Genomic DNA, 20220 nt, shown 5'->3' with positions numbered 1-20220 from the left:
GATTGTAGGCATCCCGTCTGGTCGCTACTCCATTGAGAGTGGGCTGGGTTTAGAGAGAAACTCTCATTCATTCCTGCCCATGATGAGTCCCGCATGCCTGGCACTTTCCGGGTGAGCCGTCGCCAACTTTCCAGATTGCTGTTTGGTTTCCTGGTATGGCTGTACTCTGGCATGCCTCGTCCGGTAGGCACCCAAATGCCAATAGAACCGCGAATAGATGGGCACAAGCCATTGATCCTGGCTCCCGACTCACCTGACCTCTGGCCAGGATTTCGCCAGCAATTGATTGAATGGCGTGATCAGGCCAGACAAGAGTTGCAGTATGACGATGTCCGATACCGGGATGAATCAACATCGTGGGCACAGTCGAGTCTATCCAGTTGCTTCGTGATGTTGTGTGACGCCACTTTTTTTGATCATGAGCTGGGCCAATACCGGGTCAGAGAATTTCTCCAGCAGGCGCGGTCTGACTTTGGTGGTTTCGACAATTTGATCCTGTGGCATGCGTACCCTCGTATTGGCGCTGATGATCGAAATCAATTCGATTTCTATCGGGACATGCCTGGAGGATTGCAAGGCATACGAGATGTCGTGCGACAGTGCCATCGCTTCGGGGTACGAGCGTTCGTTGTCTATAAACCTTGGGATGTCGGGACTCGCCGGGAGGCATTGTCTGATGTTGCTTTGCTGGCTGAATTGGTTGAATTGACTGAGGCAGACGGGGTTTATCTCGATACGATGCCGGTCGCACCGGCCGGACTCCGCCAAGCCTTGGATGAAGTTCGGGCGGGGCTCGTTCTTGAAGGAGAAGGCGAACTGCCGCTTGTCTCTATACAGGATCACCACATGTCTTGGGCTCAACATTTTGAAGATAGTCATGCGCCAGGAGTGTTGAGGAACAAGTGGTTTGAGCCTCGCCACATGATGCATCAAACTGCTCGATGGAACCGAGACCACATACCTCAGCTTCATACTGCGTGGATGAACGGTGCCGGGATAGTGATATGGGAAAACGTATTCGGTTCATGGGTAGGATGGTCGGCCAGGGACCGTTCAATGCTCCGCGCACTGCAGTCCATCCAGCGTCGATTTTCATCCCTTTTTACGGGAGGGAGCTGGATCCCCCTCATCCCCACGGAACTCCCGGACGTATACGCAACCCTTTGGGAAGAATCTGGCGTCAGGCTCTGGACCGTCGTGAACCGGGCAGATCGTTCAATGTCCGGAACGATCCTGAATGTTCCCGTTGTGAAGGATGGACAGTATTTTGATGTAGTTGAGGGACGCGAATTATTCCCTCGGATTAATGGAGATATGGTCACCTTTGAAGGGACCATTGCTCGACGTGGGATCGCTGGGTTTGTGGCAGGGAATCGGACTGCCCTGGGCACGGACTTTAATGCTTTTCTTAAGATGAGACAAGCCAGCCATTCAGAGATAGATGAGAGAATGGAGGTGCCTCACCGAGCCGTTAATCTGCTGGGTCGAAAAGAGCGCCCTGACTATTCAATTGTCAGGGTTCCCTCTGGGATGGTGCTGATTCCAGCCGTGTCCTTCACCTTTCGTGTGAGATTGCGAGTTCGAGAGTGCGGTTTCTATGGGAACGAAATATCCCGAGAGGAGCTGTATGCCAACTTTCATAAACTTCGCATGTTCGAGCGTGCTGTCTCATTAAGCAGGTTTGCAATCGATCTGACGCCCGTGACGAACGCTCAGTATGCAGACTTCTTGCGCGATTCAGGGTACCAGCCCCAGCATACGAAGAACTTTCTAAAGCACTGGACAAATCGAACCCCACCAGTTGGCATGGAGGAACACCCAGTGGTGTATGTGGGTTTGGAGGATGCAAGAGCCTATGCGACCTGGGCTGGCAAGCAACTTCCAACCGAGGAAGAATGGCAATATGCTGCGCAGGGCGCTTCGGGATTGAAATATCCTTGGGGAGGGGTGATGGAGCCGGGACGATGTAACGCTGGCGAAACCGGTGCGACTACAAATGTCACGGCGTTCCCAGAGGGTCGATCTCCGTTCGGGTGCTATGATATGTGCGGCAATACGTGGGAGTGGACCGAAAGTGAACGGACGGATGGGCGCACACGGTTCTGTATGATACGCGGCGGTTCATACTATACGGCGAAAGGCTCTCATTGGTATATGGATGGAGGCCCTCAACCGTCAAATTTTGCCGCGAAGTTTCTGCTCATGTGGCCGGGTCTGGATCGATGTGCGACCATTGGGTTTCGGTGTGTAGTCCCGGTTGAGAAGTTGTAACGCATGTGTAGGCTAGCCTCCCGGGTGAATCACCTCCGACGCCCACCTGGTCTCGTAGTGCGATAAGAACCGGCAGAGTTGCTCAAATTCGTGCATGTGGTCTGCGATGTCCATGCAGAGGGGATGGGCGGTGATGGTGGCAATCCCCCCGAGTTGCTCGATCGTGTGAACTTGCTGCTCCACAGTTTCCCGCCATTCCTGAATCGTCCGTCGTCCGTGTGCCGCTGCGCTGCCGCTGCGCCTCTCCGCGTACTTGCCGTGCAGGAGCTGTTCGTGATCGGGCAGGGTATTAATCGGAAGTGACAGCAGTTCCTGACTCACGCGTTCCACGGCTGTGGTGTGTTCCGTGATTCGATCCGATACCAGTCGGATGCCGCAGTCCCCGAGCAGTCGGTAGGTACGGACATCGGAGCGGGAGGCATGGTTGCGCCAGACCGTGATCCGTTTCCCTGTGACGCTCTGGATGGCGGCGATCGTTTGCTCAATGTCCCGGCGTTGCATGGCGGCAGATCCCAGCGCCGATCCGCCGAGGGTTCGTGAGAGCCAATGCCGGACTGATTGAAAGGCACAGAAGGTGTGCCCGCCGAGCTCGGCGTTGGCCTGTCTGCTCAGGTTGCCCACCCCGTTCTGTTCTTCGATACAGGCCTTCCCGGTGATGAACATCGTGACCTTCACGTGATGTCGAGCGGCGATCTCGCAGTACCGCAGCGCCAACTGCACTTCGGTGTCTCGGGCATATGGTCTGTCGACATTGCGATAGGATCGATGGCGCACGTTACCGGTCAGGCAGACCATAGCGATTCCGATGGACAGGGTTCTTGCCGGCGTGTGCATTCTACATCGGCAAGCGGATTGAGATTGTGCTTCAGTAAGAGTAATCAGACTATTCGGGGGAATCAAGATTCATGAAGGTATGCAGCGGCTCGGGAAGTAGTGCGCTGAGGGAAATAGGCGGCTACGTCACCACTTGTCGCAGCTTGGAGCAAGGAGTAAATTAGAACATAGGTTCTCCGCTGTATGATGAGGGTTTCAGTGGACATGACTAGACATCGAGCGATTCGGTCGTGGCTCGTCGCAGGGATGTTGCTACTCGCATGGCAGGGGCTTGTGTCGGCCGAAGCGCCGCCGACCGAGACAGCGACGTGGAGTGAGATGCGTAGCCAATCATCCAACGCATGGTCCCAGACTCCGGTCATGAATGAGAGGCGCGTCGACATCTTTCGGCAGACGCCCACGTTGAGTGGTCGCTTGCAGGTTCGCGAGCAGACCCTCATTCCCTATGTCGGTGCTGGCTTCGGTGGGGGATATATGACGGAGCGGGATCGGGCTCTTGGTCCGGGGCCGGGACTTCCGCAGCAAAATCTCTCGGGCGACTCGTTGGGCAAGGGCATGATGCCGAACGAATTTCAGATGGGCATTCGCATTCCGTTTTAAGTCCTGCCGATTGTTTCGTGCCGTATCAGTGTACCCCTCCGCTCTCATCGCGTGCCTTGAACATTCGACGGGCGAGATCTGCCGGTTCCACTCCATCCAGGGTCGGGAGGACCAGGTGTGCCTCGACGAGTTGAGATGCCGGGTAGGTCGTCTCGATTGCGAGGACGTGCATGCCCGCCTTCAGGCCTGCGAGCACTCCTGCCCGAGAATCTTCGATCACCAGGCACTCGCTTGGCTTGAGCAACGGTGGCCGTGGCCTGTGGGCGTTCAGTTGCTTGAGCGTGAATGTATAGATCGCCGGGTCCGGCTTGCCGAGGGCGCAGTCATCCGCGGACACGATCAACTCAAATGCCTGTTCGATGGTGCTGCCGCTGAGTGCGGCAAGGATCTGTTCCCGTCGGCCGCCGGACGCGATCGCCAGCCGGTACGCTCCAGCCGCGCGCTGCACGAATCCGGTGATCCAGGGAAACAATGCCGGTTTGCGCAGAGCGGTATGTTCTCGGAACAAGCCGGCTTTTCGTTCGATAATCTCCGCATGAATCTCGGAGTCGCAGTTCCCATCCCGTCTCGTCAATAAGGCCGCCGTGCAGGTTCGTTCATCCATGCCCAGGTAGGTGCCGTAGTATTCCTCCTTACTTAGGCGGAGTCCCGCTTCCGCCAGCGCCTGCTGAAAGCAGTGCAGGTGGGGCGTTTCGTCATCGGCGATGACGCCATTAAAGTCGAAAATGATCGCGCGCATAGGAGGCCGTCTACTCTGATCTGCTCTGTGGGTGCGTCACTGTAGCCGACCGGTCTCCCCCGAACAAGCGGTTCTGCTTGTTCGGGGGAGAGCCCTACGGTATGCTGCGCGTTCGGCACGCAGCATACCGTGCCTGATCCAGCCACAAACGGACCCCGTGACACGATGAGTGACTACGCAGTTCTCGGCGATCTCCTGGTGATTTATACGGTGTCCACCGCGGTGGTCTTCGTGTTTCATCAATTTCGCCTGCCGTCGATCGCCGGGTTCCTCGTGGCTGGTGCGTTGATCGGCCCGCATGGGCTGCATTTGATCCCCGATGTCTCACAGGTGCAGGTCCTGGCTGAGATCGGGATTGTGTTGCTGCTCTTTACGATCGGGATGGAATTTTCCTCCGCGCACTTTGCCGCGGCCCGACGCATTCTCCTGGTTGCCGCGCCGGTGCAAACCGGGGGCGTTCTTATCCTGGCGATGCTCGGGGCTTTGGCGGTGGGCCTCTCGTATCAACAGGGGATTTTCTGGGGTTTTCTCCTTTCATTAAGCAGCACGGCCATTGTCCTGAAGGCCCTTTCTGAGCAGGGTGAAAGTGATTCGTTTCACGGTCGCGCCACCGTGGCGATTCTGATCTTCCAGGATCTGGCCGTCGTTCCGATGATGCTCGTCACGCCGATCCTCGGCACTCCGAGCGGGAGTGCGATGGGGACAGTCCTGATGACGTTGGTCAAGGCGGCGGTCGTTGTCGGATTGATCGTCGCGGCGGCCTGGTATCTCGTCCCGCGACTCCTGCGCCATATCGTTCGGAGTCGAAGCCGGGAGCTGTTTTTGCTTTCCATCATCGTGCTCTGTCTCGGTATTGCCTGGCTGACGTCGCTGGGGGGACTCTCGCTCGCGCTCGGTGCGTTTATTGCCGGATTGGTCATTTCGGAATCCGAATACAGCCATCAGGCGTTGGCCGAGGTCCTGCCGTTCCGTGACAGTTTCAATAGCCTGTTTTTCGTATCGATCGGCGTGTTGATGGACTTGCGGGTGGTGCTGGCGCATCCCTTCATTGTGTTAGGCCTGTTGTTGGCCGTCATTGTAGGAAAACTGATCACCGGGAGCGGGGCGATGGTGGCGGCTGGGGCTCCGCCCAGGTCATCGGTGCTTGTCGGGGTGGCGCTTGCGCAAGTCGGGGAGTTTAGTTTTATCCTGGCACAACAGGGGCAGGATGCCGGCTTGTTCACCGGGGACCAGTATCAAATGTTTCTGGCGGTGTCGGTGTTGACCATGGTGGTGACGCCGTTCTTGATGCAATGGGCGCCCCATCTGGGGCGGCGAATCGAAGCGATGCAACGCGTCCGTGGCTGGATGCCGGCCCGCACCGCCGCCCACGTGGAACACACGGAGAGTTCCCAGATCCGGATCAAGGACCATGTGATTATTGTGGGATACGGGCTCAATGGTCGAAACCTCGCCCGCGTCTTGAGCGAAACGGAGATCCCTCACGTAGCGCTCGATCTGGACGGCGAAACGGTGCGCCGCGAGGCGCGTCATGGCGTGCCGATCTACTACGGCGACGGGTCGAACGCCAATGTGCTTCGGCATATGAAAATCGACGATGCCAAAGTGCTGGTCGTGGCCTTGTCCGATCCGTTCACGGCTCGGAGAACGGTGAAAGTGGCCAAAGGATTGAATCCAAAGCTCCACATCGTCGTGCGAACGCGATATTTGCGGGAATTGGAAGAATTGCATCAATTGGGTGCGGATGATGTGGTTCCGGAAGAGTTCGAGACGTCGATCGAAATCTTTGCCCTGGTGCTGCGTACCTACAGTTTGCCGCAGGAATTTGTGGCGCGAAAAGCGGAGCAAATCCGGCGAGAAGGGTATGCGTTGCTGCGTCGGAGCGAGATGCCGGAGTTGGCGCATCATCTCCGCGGAGGCACGTTGACCGATGTCGAGGTGGAAACGTGCCGAATCGATGACGAGGCTCCGGCGGTGGGAAAGTCGTTGACGGAATTGTCCATTCGCCCGCGGACCGGAGCGTCGGTGATCGCCTGGACTCGCAGCCAGGTCACCCAGTCGAATCCGGCTGAAACCGTGCGGTTGCAAGCCGGAGACGTCGTCACGTTGCTCGGATCCCGCGACCAGATTCGTCGCGCCATGGCGCTCTTAAATGAGCCCAATCACGGCACGAGTCACCAGCTCAACTAGCGCTGTCGGCTAACTTCTCCAGCGAAGCGTCACGCGGTCTTTCAGCGGATGGTCTAAGGGACGTCCGGTTTGGATGGCGGTGAGATGGGCGGCCTTTAGTTTGTAGTACCACTTGGCGGGCGTATCAGCGTCATCGATCAGCATGAGCGACGGTTTGTATTTCAGTCCCACCGCTTGCCGCTCCATGGCTTGCTTGTCCTGCTTCATGAAGATGTTGGCAAAATAACGGAACAGGGGCTTGGCAAAGGGCAGCCAGGGGAGGAGGTTCCAGGCGGCGGCAAAATCGATCCGGCATTGCTGCTCGCCGATGGGCGTGACCGTGGCGCGCGAAGAGACGTACATTGAGCCGCATTGCACAAACTCGAAGCGTTGGTTGGGGAGCACGAAGTCGATGGTCGTCGTTAAGGGCCCGCCGTAGAGTCGGTTGAGGAGCTTATAGGGCCCGCTGTTCTTCGAGGGGGCATGTGGAACCATGCGGAACCCATTGGGGATCGGCTCGAAGGTCTTGGCTTTGTCGTGCATGCTGGCTTTGGTCCGCCACCAGGAACTCTGATGTACGAAGGGGCCGTGGGCCGGGTCCATGAGGCCAACGATGCCGTCGTCGATCGTGCAGTCTAAAATCGTCGAGATCTGGATCATGCGATAGGGCTCGGACGGCAACGGGAGGCGTGGGAGTGCCGGAACCGGTTGTTTCGGCTGCTGTGGATCGGGGAGAAACACCCAGATGTACCCATCCTGATCCTGGCAGGGATAGGATGTGATGCCGATCTTGTCGGGTTGTAACGGGGATCCTTCCACGAGTGCCGGAATATGGCGGCAGCGGCCGCAGGTGTCGAACTGCCATCCGTGATAGGCGCACTCGACACGCTCTCCATCAAAGTGTCCGAACGAGAGCGGCATGCCGCGATGTGGGCAAATGTCGCGTATTGCCGCCACCTTGCCGTGCTTGTCGCGGCAGATGAGAATCGGGTGTCCTAACATCACATGCGGTTGCATTTGGCCGACAGCCAGAGATGTGCTCGTGCTGGCTGGGTACCAGAAACCGAAGAGCGGGGCGCTCTTACTTGGTTTGAGTTCGGTGATGAGGTCTGTGCTCATAAGTAAGGCAGTGGCCAGATTTGTCTCGCTGAGTGAGATCGTTTGTCACCGAATGGACTATAACGGCGGGCCTGCAACAGGTCAAGCAACCGGCGGCATAGGGCGAAGGCTGCAGACGGCACGATCTGGATCGCCCCCCCGCTTCTGACTGCCTATTTGACCGCCCATTTCTTGACAAGAAAAAGAAGCGCAGACTATAGTTAATTTCCATCGCAGGTGACTCCATATCCCTACCCCGAGAGACGAGGTGCCCTCATGACAACCGCACAAATCGAGCCGACGGCTGCGCTGGCGGAACTTCGCGAGTCGAAGACGGATCGGGTCACGATCGTGCTCCTCAGCGGAGATCTCGATAAGGCCATGGCTGCGTTCATCATTGCCACCGGCGCAGCAGCCATGGGGATGCAGGTGACGATATTTTTTACGTTCTGGGGCCTCAATACGATCAGGAAGAAAGGCGCGAGTAGTTCAGCGTCTGACTTGCTGCGTCGGATGTTCGGGTTCCTCAACAAGGGTGGAGCCGATACGTTGCCCCTCTCGCGTTTTCATTTCTGGGGGTTGGGTACGAAGATGATGCAGGTGGTGATGAAGCAGAATCGTATGCCGGGCGTGCCGGAGTTGATGCAGATGGCGCTGGACCTTGATGTTCGCTTCATTGCCTGCACGACGTCCATGGGATTGATGGGCATTACGAAAGATACGTTGATCGACGGAATCGACCAATTCGCCGGGGTGACCACCTATTTGGCCGAAGCCAAGCAGGGCAGTGTCAATCTGTTCATATAAGCAAGGGGCTGAGGGGGCGGCATGATGCAGGCTGATGTGAAACTCGATACGCTCGGGTATTTTTGCCCGATGCCGATTATTTTGACCTCGAAGAAGATCAAGGAACTCACGATGGGGCAGGTGCTGGAAATCGTGTCGGACGATGAAGGCATCAAAAAGGATATGCCGGCCTGGTGTGAGACGACCGGCCACGAAATGGTGGGGCTCGAAGAGGAACAGAGTGCGTCCAAGCGGATCTATAAGGCCTTCGTCAAGAAGACCAAGTAGGGGCGGCGACAAGCGCGCGGCCGCGGGGCCACCATGTGAGTAACGCCGGAGGGCATGGTTACCAGCCTCCGGCTTTTTTATTGCCTCAGCCTTCCAGGACGGACCGGGGCGGGCCGGGTTGGGTGAGAGAGGGAACGTTGTGAGCCAGGTTGTTGAATGTGTCCCGAATTTCAGCGAGGGACGGAACGCCGAAATCGTCGACGCGTTAGCGGGAGTGGTCCGCTCAGTGCCCGGTGCTGTCCTGCTGGATTACACGAAGGACCCGGACCATCACCGGGCCGTGGTGACCTTCGCCGGTCGGCCCTACGCCGTGGCTGAGGTGGCCTTTCAGATGGTGCGACGGGCTTCCCAGTTGATCGATCTTCGAACCCATCACGGCGAACATCCGCGCGTCGGGGCGACGGATGTCATCCCGTTCGTACCGATTCGTGGCGTCAGTATGCAGGAGTGTGTGCAACTGGCTCGCATGGTCGGCCAGCGTATCGGGAATGAGCTCAAGATTCCGGTGTTCTTGTATGAACAGGCGGCGACCACCGCCGAGCGGATACAGTTGGAGTGGATTCGGAAGGGTGGATTGAAGGGACTGGCCGACCGGATGGCCAGCGATCCTGCGTGGGCGCCGGACTTCGGCCCGACGCATCTGCACCAGACAGCCGGGGCCACAGTGGTGGGAGCACGGTGGCCGCTGATTGCGTTCAATGTGAATTTGAAGAGTCGCGATCTTTCGGTTGCCAAGGCCATTGCCAAGTCGGTCCGTCAGTCGAGTGGCGGGCTGCCGTTCGTCAAAGCGATCGGTGTGGAGCTGACGAGCCAACAACTCGTGCAAGTATCGATGAATCTGACGAACCATGAAGAGACCCCGCTCCATGTCGTGTTTGCGGCGGTGCAGCATGAAGCGACGGCTCGTGGTGTGGAAGTGGCCGGCACGGAGATCGTCGGATTGGTTCCAGAGCAGGCCCTCATGGAGACGGCGCAGCAGACGCTCTGTCTCACGCAATTCGACGGGCGACAGGTGCTTGAGGCGCGATTGGACCGCCCCGAATCCCGAGAGGCGATGGGGCGGCTGGGCCTGTCGCAGCCATCCAAAGAGGTATCGCCTGTGTCGACGAAAACCGGGGTGGCGGCGGGGAAGGCGGCAGAATCTCAAGGGGTGACCGGGGGCAGCGTGGGGGCTGAGTCGGCGGCGTTCGCGGCCGGGTTGGGAATGATGGTGGCCAAGCTGAATCGTGCGCACGCGGTTGGGGCGCGCTTGGCTGAGATTCGCACGCGCCTTCACGAACTAGCGGAAGCGGATCGAGAGGCCTATGCACAGGTGCTGCAGGCGAGAAAACTTCCGATCACCCATCCGGATCGTCCGCTCCAACTCTCGTTGAACTTGCTGGGGGCGATCGAAAAGCCGCTGGAAATTGTGAAGGTGTCTTGTGAGCTCATCCCGCTCCTACGTGGTCTCTTGGCACAAGCGAAACCGGAGCTTCAGCCGGATCTGAAGATGGGGCTGGGACTCGCCAATGCCGTCATCGACGGGTGCCTTGGGATGATCGAAGAGAACATGAAAATCCAACCAAATCAGCTACTTATTGCATCGATTCGTGGGCGTTTTTCAGCGGTGGAACAAATGCTTGTGGATGCGAAATCGCTATGCTACACTCCGCCCTTCGATTCGTGGGCGCAAAACATGTTGAATATTCTGAAACTTCGGTGAAAGAGAGTCGAAGGTAGCTGACGATGGAAATTAAGGTTTTCAATAACAACGTCGAAAAAGCCCTGAAGGTCGCCAAGAAGAAATTGGCGGGCGAAGGATTGTTCCGAGAACTGAAGCGCCGCCGCTACTACGAAAAGCCGAGCGTTCGGAAGAAGGCGAAAGAGCGAGAAGCTCAACGTCGTCGGCAGAAGTGGCTCGCGAAGCGACGGCCCGAATAGACGTCAGGCGCTCGTTCCATCCGACGACTCGTTCGACCACTCCCTGTTGAGTTCTCCACTCCCGCAGATCCATGCAGGCGCAAGAGATCCACGCCGTCATCCGAACGGTCAAGCGGGAAATTTCCCGCTGGCCAGATCCGGTTGTCGGCGTCGTGGCTAGACAGTCAGGCCGTGATCCCTTCCTTGTATTGATTGCCTGTCTCCTCAGTCTACGCACCAAAGACAAGACCACAGCCGAAGCCAGCGCGCGGCTCTTTGCCTTGGCGTCCACACCGGCCGTCATGCAGAGGCTGACTCTCCCGGTCTTGGAGCGCGCCATCTATCCCGTCGGCTTCTATCGGACGAAGGCCAAGCAAATTCAGCAGATTTGTAGCCAACTTCTTGAGCGGTATCATGGTCGGGTTCCGGACAAGATCGATGAATTGCTGACTCTGCCGGGGGTTGGGAGGAAGACGGCCAACCTGGTGGTGACCGTCGGGTATGAGAAGCCCGGGATTTGCGTCGATATTCATGTCCATCGGATCAGCAACCGATGGGGGTATGTGCAGACCAAGAGTCCCGACGAGACAGAAACAGCACTGCGCGAAAAGCTTCCCCGCAAGTATTGGATTACGTTCAACGACCTGCTCGTGCCCTACGGGCAGCACCTGTGTCAGCCGGTCTCGCCATTCTGCAGCCAGTGCAAGATCGCCGCCTATTGCGGTCGAGTTGGGGTGACGCACTCCCGCTAGCCATGAGAAGGGAGTAGCCGGTGCACATTGGTGATCGTCGGATCGACGTCAACCCATGAGCCGGATCTCCTGAAAGTTCACTACAAAGTTTGACGGAGTTGCGAGTCTGCACCTTCCGTGTAGAATGACATGCCAGTCGAGTCTGTAGCCCTTCACGGGAGGAATCCATGGAAAACGTGTCCAAGTACAACGAGCTGCTGATGACTTATGTGATTGCGTTCGGGAGCAAGGTGCTCGGTGCTATTGCACTCTGGGTGATCGGGGGGTGGGTTATTACGCTTGCCGGCGGACTCACGTCTAAGGCAATGGGGGCGCGGAATGTGGATCCGACGCTGACTCGCTATACCGAGGCGGTCGTCAAGGTCGCACTGCGTATCGCTCTGATCATCGCGATACTGGGCGTCATGGGTGTGGAAACGACCTCCTTCGCGGCACTCTTGGCGGCGGCCGGTATTGCCATCGGTGCGGCGTGGTCCGGCTTGTTGGCGAATTTCGCTGCGGGCGCGTTTTTGATGGTGCTTCGTCCGTTCAAAGTCGGTGACATGATCACTGCCGGCGGCGTTACTGGCGATGTGCTGGAGATCGGGGTGTTTGCCACCACACTTCAGACCGGGGACAACGTGCGCGTGTACGTCGGGAACAATAAGATTTTCTCGGACAATATTGTGAACTACAGCCAAAATCCCTATCGCCGGGTCGATTTATCGGCTCAGTTGGCGCATGGCGTCGATTCTGGATCGGCGGTTTTGCAGATGAGGCGTGAAATTTCCGCGATCCCCAATGTGTTGACTACCCCGCCGCCCGATATCGACGTGGTCGGATTTACGCCATCGGGAGCACTCCTTGCCGTCCGCCCCTACTGTGACAACAAACACTACTGGCAGGTGTTTTTCGATACCAATCGGGCGATCGAACGCGTGGCGACGGCGGCCGGATGGCCGACACCGGCTCCGGTGCACGTTGCGGTAACCCGGCATTAGTCGGGGCGATGCCGTGCGCTGCATCCGGTGACGGCATCTGTTTCGACGATGGTTGCGGGCTGCCGCCGTGGCGTTATCCGACTGTTCAAAAAATCAAACTCTTCTGTCCCAGGATGAGTAGAGGTGATACTCATGAAGTGTCTCATGAGTGAGGCATTCGATCCGATGGGAGGGGAGACGTATGCTGATCAAAACAACAGGCAGCCTGGGATGGGCACTGTGTCTTGTGGTGGCGGCGGAACTGTTGAGCAGTGGATTTCCGGTGGACAGTCAGGCCGAATGGTATGTGGCCGGGCAGGCGGGATATGCGATGATCAAAGATCCCCGCAATACGCCGGTGACTGGTGATCAAGCCGTCACTGGCATCCCGAACGGGACGATTTCGTCCCGACTCGATTTCGACAACTCGCTGATGCTCGGGGCCAAGGTGGGGTACTATTTCGAGACGCTGCCCTGGTTGGGCGTGGAAGCTGAAGTATTTACCTCCGCTCCGAACTTGAAGCAGCAAGTGGTGACCGACCGGGCTCCCGGTGTCGGCACGTTTCAGTACAATCAGCCTGGTGCGCATATTCAGGCTACGACGGTGGCGGCCAATCTGGTCGCGCGGTACCAGATGGGGGCTTTTGAACCGTACGTCGGCGTCGGCCCTGGGATCTTTTTTATTCGGTCCTCGCATCCGTCCTACGGGGCAGGGAAGCCCGGTTATGCCGATGCCGATGTCAGGCCGGGTCTGAACACGCAGGTGGGATTGCGCTATCGATTGACGGAGCATGTGGCGCTGTTCGGTGAATGGAAGGTGAACTACACTCGTTTCCATCTCGAGCCGCGCGGGCCCTATGGTGGCGTCAATGCCAACTATTTCGTCAATATCTTTGCGTTCGGGGTCGGCTATCACTTCTAGTCCACCTCCTCGTCGGTGACCCTGTGCCGACAGCATGAGGCCGACGCGAAAAGGTTGGGTTGAAGGATGGGCGTGGGGGCGTGAGATAGTCACGCTCCGAGGCGTCTGCACCGCCGCCGGCGAGTCGCTAAATGAACAATTTGGTTTCCGCTTGCGCGGTGAGCGAGAGAATGGAGGGGAGCCCGAGTACCTCGTCCACGTTGCGTTCCACCGCGCCGGCTTCCACCCCCATATATTCGAGGCCCGCGCTGCATGCGATGAGGCGAAACTGCCCGACGAGACGGGCTTCCTGGAACATCTCGGAGATCTTCGGGACCTTCTTCTCCTTCAGAAGCCGGGCGACCTGTTCCGCCGAGGCCGCATATTCGGGCGGAAAATCGATGTCGTCGATCTTTCCTTCTGCGAGTTTCTTAATCGTCCAGAACAGCAACACCACGATTACATCCTTGCCCATGGCGGCGGCGGTGAGCCCCAGAGTGGCGACCTGATGCAGCTTGTCGTACGTGGCGTTATGGGCGAAGAGAACGAACTTGGGTTTGTCGGCCATGGCGGCTATTGGACTTTCTGTCTGGTTTTGACGCTATTCACAAAATCGGTGATGGCCGCATCTACTTCGGTAGGTGTCATGGCGCGATCGTGCATTTCGCTCTCGTCGAGGAGGTAGCGCTCCCCGTCTTTTTCCTGCCGCACCACCACGGAATTTTCCGGTGTCACTTCCACCCGCATGAACCATTCTTTCCTGCCCTTGGTAATCACCACTTCTTTGCCGAGCCCGATTCGGGTGATGTCGATCTGCAAGTCTGATTCGGGGACGTTGTCAGCTGCCCGAACCGCTTGCCCGCCGAGTACAACGGGGCACAAGGAGAGTGCGAATGCGAGAGCGGCCAGGCCGGAGGTGTGGAGGCAGGCTCTCCTAAGTCGTGCGCTGCGGGGTCGTAAGGACAGCATGGTCCGGAATTATAGCTGGCGGAGTAGGCAACGTAAACCGGCTTGCCTCCGTTGCTCTTTCGGCCATGCGAAGCCCCATGCTAGGATGCGCCGGTGATAAGCGAAGTTCTCACGCAGATCGAGTCCTACGTGCCGGCGAATGTGCTGATCTGGTTTGCGGTCTCCTCCGTGTTCATGTTCGTGGGGACCTTGATCGCAATTCCCGTCATTCTCATGCGGCTGCCGGCGGACTATTTCGATGTCCGCATTCCGCGCCCCTGGATGGAGAACCATAATCCGGTCCTTCGACTGATCGGCCATGTGGTGAAGAACGTCGTGGGCGCGATCTTTTTGTTCGCGGGTTTTCTCATGCTGTTCCTGCCCGGACAGGGCGTGCTGACGATGTTGATCGGCCTCTCTCTGATTGAGTTTCCCGGCAAGCGGAGGGTGGAGGCCAAGATCGTGGGGCAATCCACCGTCCTCAGCACCATCAATGCCATGCGGGCCAAGTTCGATAAACCGCCGCTCATCATCGCGCCCGACTGAGCGCGCCGCGGTCGGTTCGATCCCTGCACGGGGCTCCATCGATTACGTTGTTTCAGCTATGCCCACACTCTATCTCATCGACGGGAGCGCCTACATCTATCGGGCATTTTTTGCCCTGCCCCCGCTCTCCAATTCCAAAGGCCTGCAGACGAACGCCGTCTACGGGTTCACGACGATGTTGTTGAAGGTTCTACGGGATCATCGGCCGGACTATGTGGCGGTGGTATTCGATGAAAAGGGGCCGACTCATCGTCATGAAGCATTTAAAGACTATAAGGCGCAACGGCCACCCATGCCGCAAGGTATGAGCGCGCAGATTCCCTACATCCATCGCGTGGTGGAAGCCCTGTCTTTGCCGGTCATCAGACAAGCGGGGTACGAGGCGGACGATCTGATCGGCACTCTGGCCCGGAAAGGGGAGGTCGAGGGTCTTGACGTCGTGATCGTCACCAGTGATAAGGACATGTTCCAACTGCTCACCCCCAAGACGCGCATTTTCGATCCGGTGAAAGATAAATGGTTCGGTGAAGCGGATTCGCAGGTGCGCTTCGGCGTGGAGCCGGCACGTGTGGTCGAAATCATGGGCCTGATGGGGGATGCCAGCGACAACATTCCCGGCGTCAAAGGTATCGGTGAAAAGACCGCGATGAAACTGATCGCGCAATTCGGCACCATCGAAGAATTGCTGAATCGGGTCGAAGAAGTCACGCCGGCGAAAACCAAGAACTTGTTGTTGGAGCAGGGTGAGCAGGCGCGGATGAGCAAGCAGCTCGCGACGATTCAGCTGGACTGTCCGCTTGAATTTGTCCCGGCCCAGTTTCAAGCGAAAGCGCCGCAGACGGAGACGCTTGTAAGCCTGTTGCGTGAACTAGAGTTTATGACGCTGGCCAAGGCCTTTCAGGGAGAGACGCCTGAACAGAATCGGCTGGGGGCTGATGTCGAACAGATTCACGATGCTGCAGCGGCGGACGCGTTTCTGAAGAAGCAACCGGCAGATGCGATGTTGGGCGTCTCCTGCGTCCTGACCGGTGAGCCGGGTGTGCGCGCTGATATTCAAGGCTGCGCGCTGGGTCGGTCAGATGAGCACGCGGCCTTCGTGCAGGGCGAGGCGCGTGGCTGGCCACGCCCACTCGTTGAGTGCCTGCTCGATGGAAGCAAGCTGAAAGCCGTGCAGGATCTCAAGCCGCTGCTGTTGGCGCTTCATCGACAGGGTGTCGAGATGCCGGGGCCTTATTTCGATACGATGGTGGCAGATTATCTGTTGAACCCGAATCGCCGGGCCCATACGTTGGAAGCCATCGCCATGGATCTGCTGACTTATCAGTTGGGTGCGGGGGAGCGCGACGATGCTAGTAAGGGCCCGCAATCCCTGTTCGATGTGGATGAGGCGCTGGTTCGTCGAACGGGCGAGGCGGCCGCTGTGACGGCGAAAGTGGCACCGATGCTTCGTGAGCGGCTGAAGGAGCAGGGGAGCCTCGCGCTGTTTCAAGACGTAGAGATGCCGCTCGTGCCGGTGTTGGCCGACATCGAACGGAATGGCTTCTTGCTCGATGTTGAGGGCCTGCAGGTTTTGAGCAAAGAGTTGGAGCGTGAGCTGGAGCAGATGGTGGGAAGTATTTACCATCTGGCCGGCGGCGAGTTTAATATCGGGTCGCCCAAGCAGCTCGCCACAGTACTCTTTGAGACCCTCGGCCTGAAGCCGCTCCGAAAAACGAAGACCGGCTACTCCACCGATGAAGACACCCTCACGCAACTCGCCTCGCAGCATGACCTGCCGGCACAGATCCTGAACTATCGAACGCTGACGAAACTTAAATCAACCTATGTCGATGCCCTGCCGCAGTTGGTGAATCCAGACACCAAACGGCTCCATACGTCGCTGAACCAGACGGTGGCGGCGACGGGACGACTGTCCTCGACCGATCCCAACTTGCAGAATATTCCGGTGAAGGGCGATTACGGCCTGCGCATCCGCGAAGCCTTCATCGCGCCGCCGGGTTATCAATTGCTCTGCGCCGACTACAGCCAGGTCGAACCACGCATTTTAGCTCACCTCTCGCAAGACCCTCGCCTGCTGCAGGTCTTCGAGAAGGGAGAAGATATTCACATGGCCACGGCCATGGAGATTTTCAATCTGCCTGCAGGAGAAGTCACGCGGGAGATGCGTCGCGCGGCGAAGAGCGTGGTGTTCGGGATTGTGTATGGCATCAGTCCGTTCGGCCTCGCATCGAACATCGGTGTGTCGCAAGCCGATGCCAAGAAATACATCGAGACGTTCTTCGAGAATTTTGCGGCCGTGCGGACGTTGATGGATCGCAATATCGACGACGGCAAGACCAAGGGCTATACGACGACCATCCTCGGCCGCCGGCGCCCGATCCCGGAATTGCAGGGTGGCGATCCCTCGCAGCGCGGTGTCGGCGAGCGCATGGCGGTGAATAGCCCGATTCAAGGATCGGCCGCCGATCTGATCAAGGTGGCCATGATTAAGGTCCATCAACGCCTCCAGAACGAATTGTCCCGCTGCAAGATGATCCTTCAAGTGCATGACGAGTTGATTTTCGAAGTGCCGGACCAGGAATTGGAACAGGCGAAGCAGCTTGTGAAAACCGAAATGGAAGCCACCGGCGCGGCGTTGGGTCTGTCGGTTCCGCTCAAGGTCGATCTGGGGGTGGGGAGCAACTGGCGAGTCGCCCATCCGTAGCAGGATGTTGAAACAGGCTGCCAGCGGCGTTCTCAGTCGCACGTCTTCCTGCGACGTACTCAAGCGGTACGCCTCAGTCGACGTCCTCCCTGCGGCCTTGCTGGCCAGTCTGTTTGAACATCCTGAACGAACGCGGGTGTTGTACAGAGCGTCAGTCGATACGGTTCAGCCTATGCCGCCTCGAAAGCGTACATTGACCATACCCGAACCGGAGTTTCAGGCATTAGTGCAAGAAGCGCTGGACGGCCTGCCCGACGAGTATGCCAAACTCATCACCAACGTTGCCGTGGTGGTGGAAGAAGAGCCCTCACCCGAAGTCCTCGCCGACCTGGAGATGGAGGAAGACGAAGATCTCCTCGGCCTCTATCAAGGTCTCTCTCTCGACAAAGAATCCTTCTTCCAGGCGGGTGGACAACTGCCGGCCAAAATCTCCATCTATCGCGGGCCGATCCTCCGACTTTGTCGCACCAAGAAAGAAGTCGTGCAGGAAGTGCGCGATACTGTCGTGCATGAGATCGGCCATCATTTTGGGTTTGACGATGACGAGATGCCGTATTAGCGGGATGGTGAAAAAGACGACAGTATCGCACCCGGGGCGATGCGAGCCGAGAGACCTTTGCCGTCACTACGATCGCCAGCGGCTGCATCAGAGCCTGGGCTATCTCTCGCCGCTGGAGTTCGAGCGACGGATCAGTGCCCCTTAACCTGGTGTCCACAAAACCCGGGGCCGCTCATCTCGACCCCTTTTATTCGTTCGTGTGCCTGACGCGGCGATACGGTTGACTCTGATCGCCTCCTCATGCGATCTCAGCAAAGACGGAGGCCCTGGCGCCCCCATTATCTTTCAGAAATTGAGTGCAATGGTTCGAGCCAATTTTAATGAAGGTGCGCTCTAGAAAAGGAGAGCTACGATGAGTACAAAACCTACAATCGTCCTAGTACACGGTTTCTGGGGTGGTGCTGCACACTGGAACAAGGTGATCGTCGAACTCTCGCGCAAGGGATACGACAAGCTGCGCGCGGTTGAACTAGCTCTGACCTCTTTGGCCGACGATGCCGAGCGCACACGCAAGATGGTGGCACAGCAGCAGGGTTCGGTATTGCTGGTCGGGCATTCATACGGTGGGGCGGTTATTACTGAGATGGGTGACCTTCCGAATGTAGTCGGCCTGGTCTATATCGCCGCATTCGCGCCCGACGCCGGCGAGAGCCCCGGCGGCCTCAGCCAAGCCACGCCGCCGGCCGCGATCGCCAATCTTGCGCCCGACAGCGATGGCTATCTGTGGATCAAGGCAGACAAGTTCCACGAGAGCTTCTGCCAGGATCTGACGGCCGACGAAGCCCTGGTGATGGCGGTGGCACAGAAAGCGCCGCTGGCCAGTACGTTCGGCGATAAAGTCACCGCGCCCGCGTGGAAGAAGAAGCCGTGCTGGTACCAGGTGTCCAGTGAGGACCGGATGATCCATCCAGATAATCAGAAGCACATGTCAGGACGCATGAATGCCCGCAAGGTCCTTACCCTAGCAGCGAGCCACGCGTCGTTGGCGTCGAAGTCGGTCGAGGTGTCGGGGCTCATCGACGAAGGAGCCCGCTCTTTAGCGTGAGCGTCCACTCCCAGAGATGTCTAGCAATTCGCGGACAGAGTGCACTCACCGATCTATGGAACACAGTGCCAAGAGGCAAGTTCGTGCGGGGGTATGTTGTATGGCTGATGAACCGGTTATGAATACAGCCGACTGACGATCTGATCGAAGTTGAAGAGCATCGCGTTGGTGCGGGTGTAGGCCGCGTGGCCGTAGTAGTGGTCGCGGATATTGGTTGAGCTGGTGCAGTCTTTATAATCCACCAGCAGGCACTGGCCTTTGCTCGGGATGCGTCCAGGATCGAATAATTCCACCATACTTCGTAAAGTCCTGCCGATCTAACGGTCGACAAGTCCGAGCGTCGTTTTCCAGCGGTCAACATACGACCAATTGATCCGTAAATCGGCCTGGCGCGCGCGAATTTTTTCTAAGTCAGCGCGGTCCTGGAGTCGCCCTGCCACCATTTTGAGGATGACGAGATCCTCGATCGACAGCATAGGGACTTGGAGCGTGCCAAATGGGACCGTCTGTCTCCTCTCCAATGCGGTTCGAAGATAGGTCGAGTCTGCCAGGAGGAAATCGATCACGACTTCCTGCCCGGAGCGGATTCCGACAATGCGCCAAATCGAGATCCCCTGAAAGATCATAGGGCTCGGATGGATGATGGTGGAGTCGAAAAGGGATGAGACGAGCGCCTGCATCTGTTCGCGTGAAGGCGGATCCAGCAGAATGAGGAGGTCGATGTCCGTGGTGGCTCGAGGCTCCACCAAGGCGCTGTAGGCCCAGCCTCCGGCGAGCGCGTAGGCGACGCCGCGTCGGTTGAAATCGGTAATGAGGTCGGAGAATGCTTGGACTAGGATTGGCTCTGCCGCCATGCCTGCTCTTTGGCCAGTCGAATTTCGTGCATGACCTGCGAGATTCCCTCGCCCGGTCCATTCCGTTGTTCGATGACGGCTCGGCGCAAGGCCAGCCCCAACTCCGTCAGTTCGACCGTGCGGCGCAAATTGTCGGCAATACGTATGTCGTCTGCGGATGGGGACGATGGTGACATAACCCAGGCTCCGAGGAAGCGCGGTCGCTGAAGAAGAGTCTACTCGACGATCCGGTCGGGAGCAAGCAGGAAGGCGCGCTCTGCCGATGTTC

At 58.0% G+C, this 20220-nt stretch carries 22 protein-coding genes; 14 read left to right on the top strand and 8 right to left on the bottom strand.

The features are described 5' to 3' along the window. Positions 1–93: 93 nt before the first annotated feature. Positions 94–2271, top strand: coding sequence for an SUMF1/EgtB/PvdO family nonheme iron enzyme (locus V9G17_08930; GenBank protein ID MEI2752714.1), 2178 nt, complete (start codon positions 94–96; stop codon positions 2269–2271). 12 nt (positions 2272–2283) lie between these two features. On the opposite strand, the gene V9G17_08925 is transcribed toward V9G17_08930, so the two are convergent. Continuing rightward, positions 2284–3066, bottom strand: a complete 783-nt coding sequence (locus tag V9G17_08925; GenBank protein MEI2752713.1) for a polysaccharide deacetylase family protein — start codon at positions 3064–3066, stop codon at positions 2284–2286. A gap of 243 nt (positions 3067–3309) precedes the next feature. On the opposite strand from V9G17_08925, the gene V9G17_08920 reads away from it, so the two are divergent. After that, positions 3310–3705: a hypothetical protein gene (locus V9G17_08920; GenBank protein MEI2752712.1), complete on the top strand. Its 396-nt coding sequence runs from the start codon at positions 3310–3312 to the stop codon at positions 3703–3705. Positions 3706–3730: 25 nt separating this feature from the next. Here the strand turns inward: V9G17_08920 and V9G17_08915 are convergent, their stop codons facing one another. Beyond that, positions 3731–4444, bottom strand: a complete 714-nt coding sequence (locus V9G17_08915; protein ID MEI2752711.1) for an HAD family phosphatase — start codon at positions 4442–4444, stop codon at positions 3731–3733. A gap of 165 nt (positions 4445–4609) precedes the next feature. Here V9G17_08915 and V9G17_08910 point away from each other — a divergent pair, with 165 nt between their 5' ends. Continuing rightward, the gene (locus V9G17_08910; protein MEI2752710.1) at positions 4610–6634 is read left to right on the top strand and encodes a cation:proton antiporter; all 2025 of its coding nucleotides are present in this window, start codon (positions 4610–4612) and stop codon (positions 6632–6634) included. 9 nt (positions 6635–6643) lie between these two features. Here V9G17_08910 and V9G17_08905 read toward each other — a convergent pair whose 3' ends face one another. After that, positions 6644–7732 (bottom strand): aromatic ring-hydroxylating dioxygenase subunit alpha, encoded by a 1089-nt coding sequence (locus V9G17_08905; protein ID MEI2752709.1) that lies wholly within the window; start codon positions 7730–7732, stop codon positions 6644–6646. Positions 7733–7987: 255 nt separating this feature from the next. Between V9G17_08905 and V9G17_08900 the strand changes: the two genes are divergently transcribed. The 7 genes from V9G17_08900 to V9G17_08870 all read left to right on the top strand — a co-directional run bounded on the left by V9G17_08900 (position 7988) and on the right by V9G17_08870 (position 13317). Beyond that, positions 7988–8518, top strand: coding sequence for a DsrE/DsrF/DrsH-like family protein (locus V9G17_08900; GenBank protein ID MEI2752708.1), 531 nt, complete (start codon positions 7988–7990; stop codon positions 8516–8518). Positions 8519–8539: 21 nt separating this feature from the next. After that, positions 8540–8785 (top strand): sulfurtransferase TusA family protein, encoded by a 246-nt coding sequence (locus tag V9G17_08895; protein MEI2752707.1) that lies wholly within the window; start codon positions 8540–8542, stop codon positions 8783–8785. A gap of 139 nt (positions 8786–8924) precedes the next feature. Further along, a complete protein-coding gene (ftcD, locus tag V9G17_08890; GenBank protein ID MEI2752706.1) occupies positions 8925–10487 on the top strand; it encodes a glutamate formimidoyltransferase in 1563 nt (520 codons plus the stop codon). Positions 10488–10510: 23 nt separating this feature from the next. Next, positions 10511–10705 (top strand): 30S ribosomal protein S21, encoded by a 195-nt coding sequence (rpsU, locus tag V9G17_08885; protein ID MEI2752705.1) that lies wholly within the window; start codon positions 10511–10513, stop codon positions 10703–10705. A gap of 71 nt (positions 10706–10776) precedes the next feature. Continuing rightward, complete coding sequence (gene nth, locus V9G17_08880) at positions 10777–11436, top strand: endonuclease III (protein MEI2752704.1); 660 nt, start codon at positions 10777–10779, stop codon at positions 11434–11436. Positions 11437–11603: 167 nt separating this feature from the next. Then, positions 11604–12416 carry a mechanosensitive ion channel family protein gene (locus V9G17_08875; protein MEI2752703.1) on the top strand — a complete coding sequence of 271 codons (813 nt, stop codon included), beginning with the start codon at positions 11604–11606 and terminating at the stop codon, positions 12414–12416. A 181-nt stretch (positions 12417–12597) separates the two neighbouring features. After that, positions 12598–13317, top strand: a complete 720-nt coding sequence (locus tag V9G17_08870; GenBank protein ID MEI2752702.1) for an outer membrane beta-barrel protein — start codon at positions 12598–12600, stop codon at positions 13315–13317. 127 nt (positions 13318–13444) lie between these two features. Here the strand turns inward: V9G17_08870 and V9G17_08865 are convergent, their stop codons facing one another. Both V9G17_08865 and V9G17_08860 read right to left on the bottom strand, forming a co-directional pair. Beyond that, positions 13445–13864 (bottom strand): hypothetical protein, encoded by a 420-nt coding sequence (locus V9G17_08865; protein ID MEI2752701.1) that lies wholly within the window; start codon positions 13862–13864, stop codon positions 13445–13447. Positions 13865–13869: 5 nt separating this feature from the next. Further along, positions 13870–14115, bottom strand: coding sequence for a hypothetical protein (locus V9G17_08860; protein MEI2752700.1), 246 nt, complete (start codon positions 14113–14115; stop codon positions 13870–13872). 243 nt (positions 14116–14358) lie between these two features. Here V9G17_08860 and V9G17_08855 point away from each other — a divergent pair, with 243 nt between their 5' ends. From V9G17_08855 to V9G17_08840, 4 genes are all read left to right on the top strand, one after another. Beyond that, positions 14359–14790: a PGPGW domain-containing protein gene (locus tag V9G17_08855; protein ID MEI2752699.1), complete on the top strand. Its 432-nt coding sequence runs from the start codon at positions 14359–14361 to the stop codon at positions 14788–14790. Between the two features lie 58 nt (positions 14791–14848). Beyond that, on the top strand, positions 14849–17494 hold the full coding sequence (gene polA, locus V9G17_08850; GenBank protein ID MEI2752698.1) for a DNA polymerase I: 2646 nt from the start codon (positions 14849–14851) through the stop codon (positions 17492–17494). A 4-nt stretch (positions 17495–17498) separates the two neighbouring features. Then, a complete protein-coding gene (locus tag V9G17_08845; GenBank protein ID MEI2752697.1) occupies positions 17499–18053 on the top strand; it encodes a metallopeptidase family protein in 555 nt (184 codons plus the stop codon). A 352-nt stretch (positions 18054–18405) separates the two neighbouring features. Further along, a complete protein-coding gene (locus V9G17_08840; protein MEI2752696.1) occupies positions 18406–19098 on the top strand; it encodes an alpha/beta hydrolase in 693 nt (230 codons plus the stop codon). 116 nt (positions 19099–19214) lie between these two features. Here the strand turns inward: V9G17_08840 and V9G17_08835 are convergent, their stop codons facing one another. The 3 genes from V9G17_08835 to V9G17_08825 are packed head-to-tail and all read right to left on the bottom strand — an operon-like array spanning position 19215 to position 20128. After that, positions 19215–19394: a hypothetical protein gene (locus tag V9G17_08835; GenBank protein MEI2752695.1), complete on the bottom strand. Its 180-nt coding sequence runs from the start codon at positions 19392–19394 to the stop codon at positions 19215–19217. A gap of 21 nt (positions 19395–19415) precedes the next feature. Continuing rightward, positions 19416–19952: a nucleotidyl transferase AbiEii/AbiGii toxin family protein gene (locus tag V9G17_08830; GenBank protein MEI2752694.1), complete on the bottom strand. Its 537-nt coding sequence runs from the start codon at positions 19950–19952 to the stop codon at positions 19416–19418. After that, a complete protein-coding gene (locus V9G17_08825) occupies positions 19931–20128 on the bottom strand; it encodes a hypothetical protein (protein ID MEI2752693.1) in 198 nt (65 codons plus the stop codon). Before V9G17_08825 ends, V9G17_08830 begins: the two co-directional genes overlap by 22 nt. Positions 20129–20220 lie beyond the last annotated feature (92 nt).

This window comes from Nitrospira sp. (assembly GCA_037045225.1).
In the GTDB taxonomy this organism is placed as follows: Bacteria; Nitrospirota; Nitrospiria; order Nitrospirales; family Nitrospiraceae; genus Nitrospira_A.
This window is presented reverse-complemented; position numbering and strand designations above follow the sequence as displayed.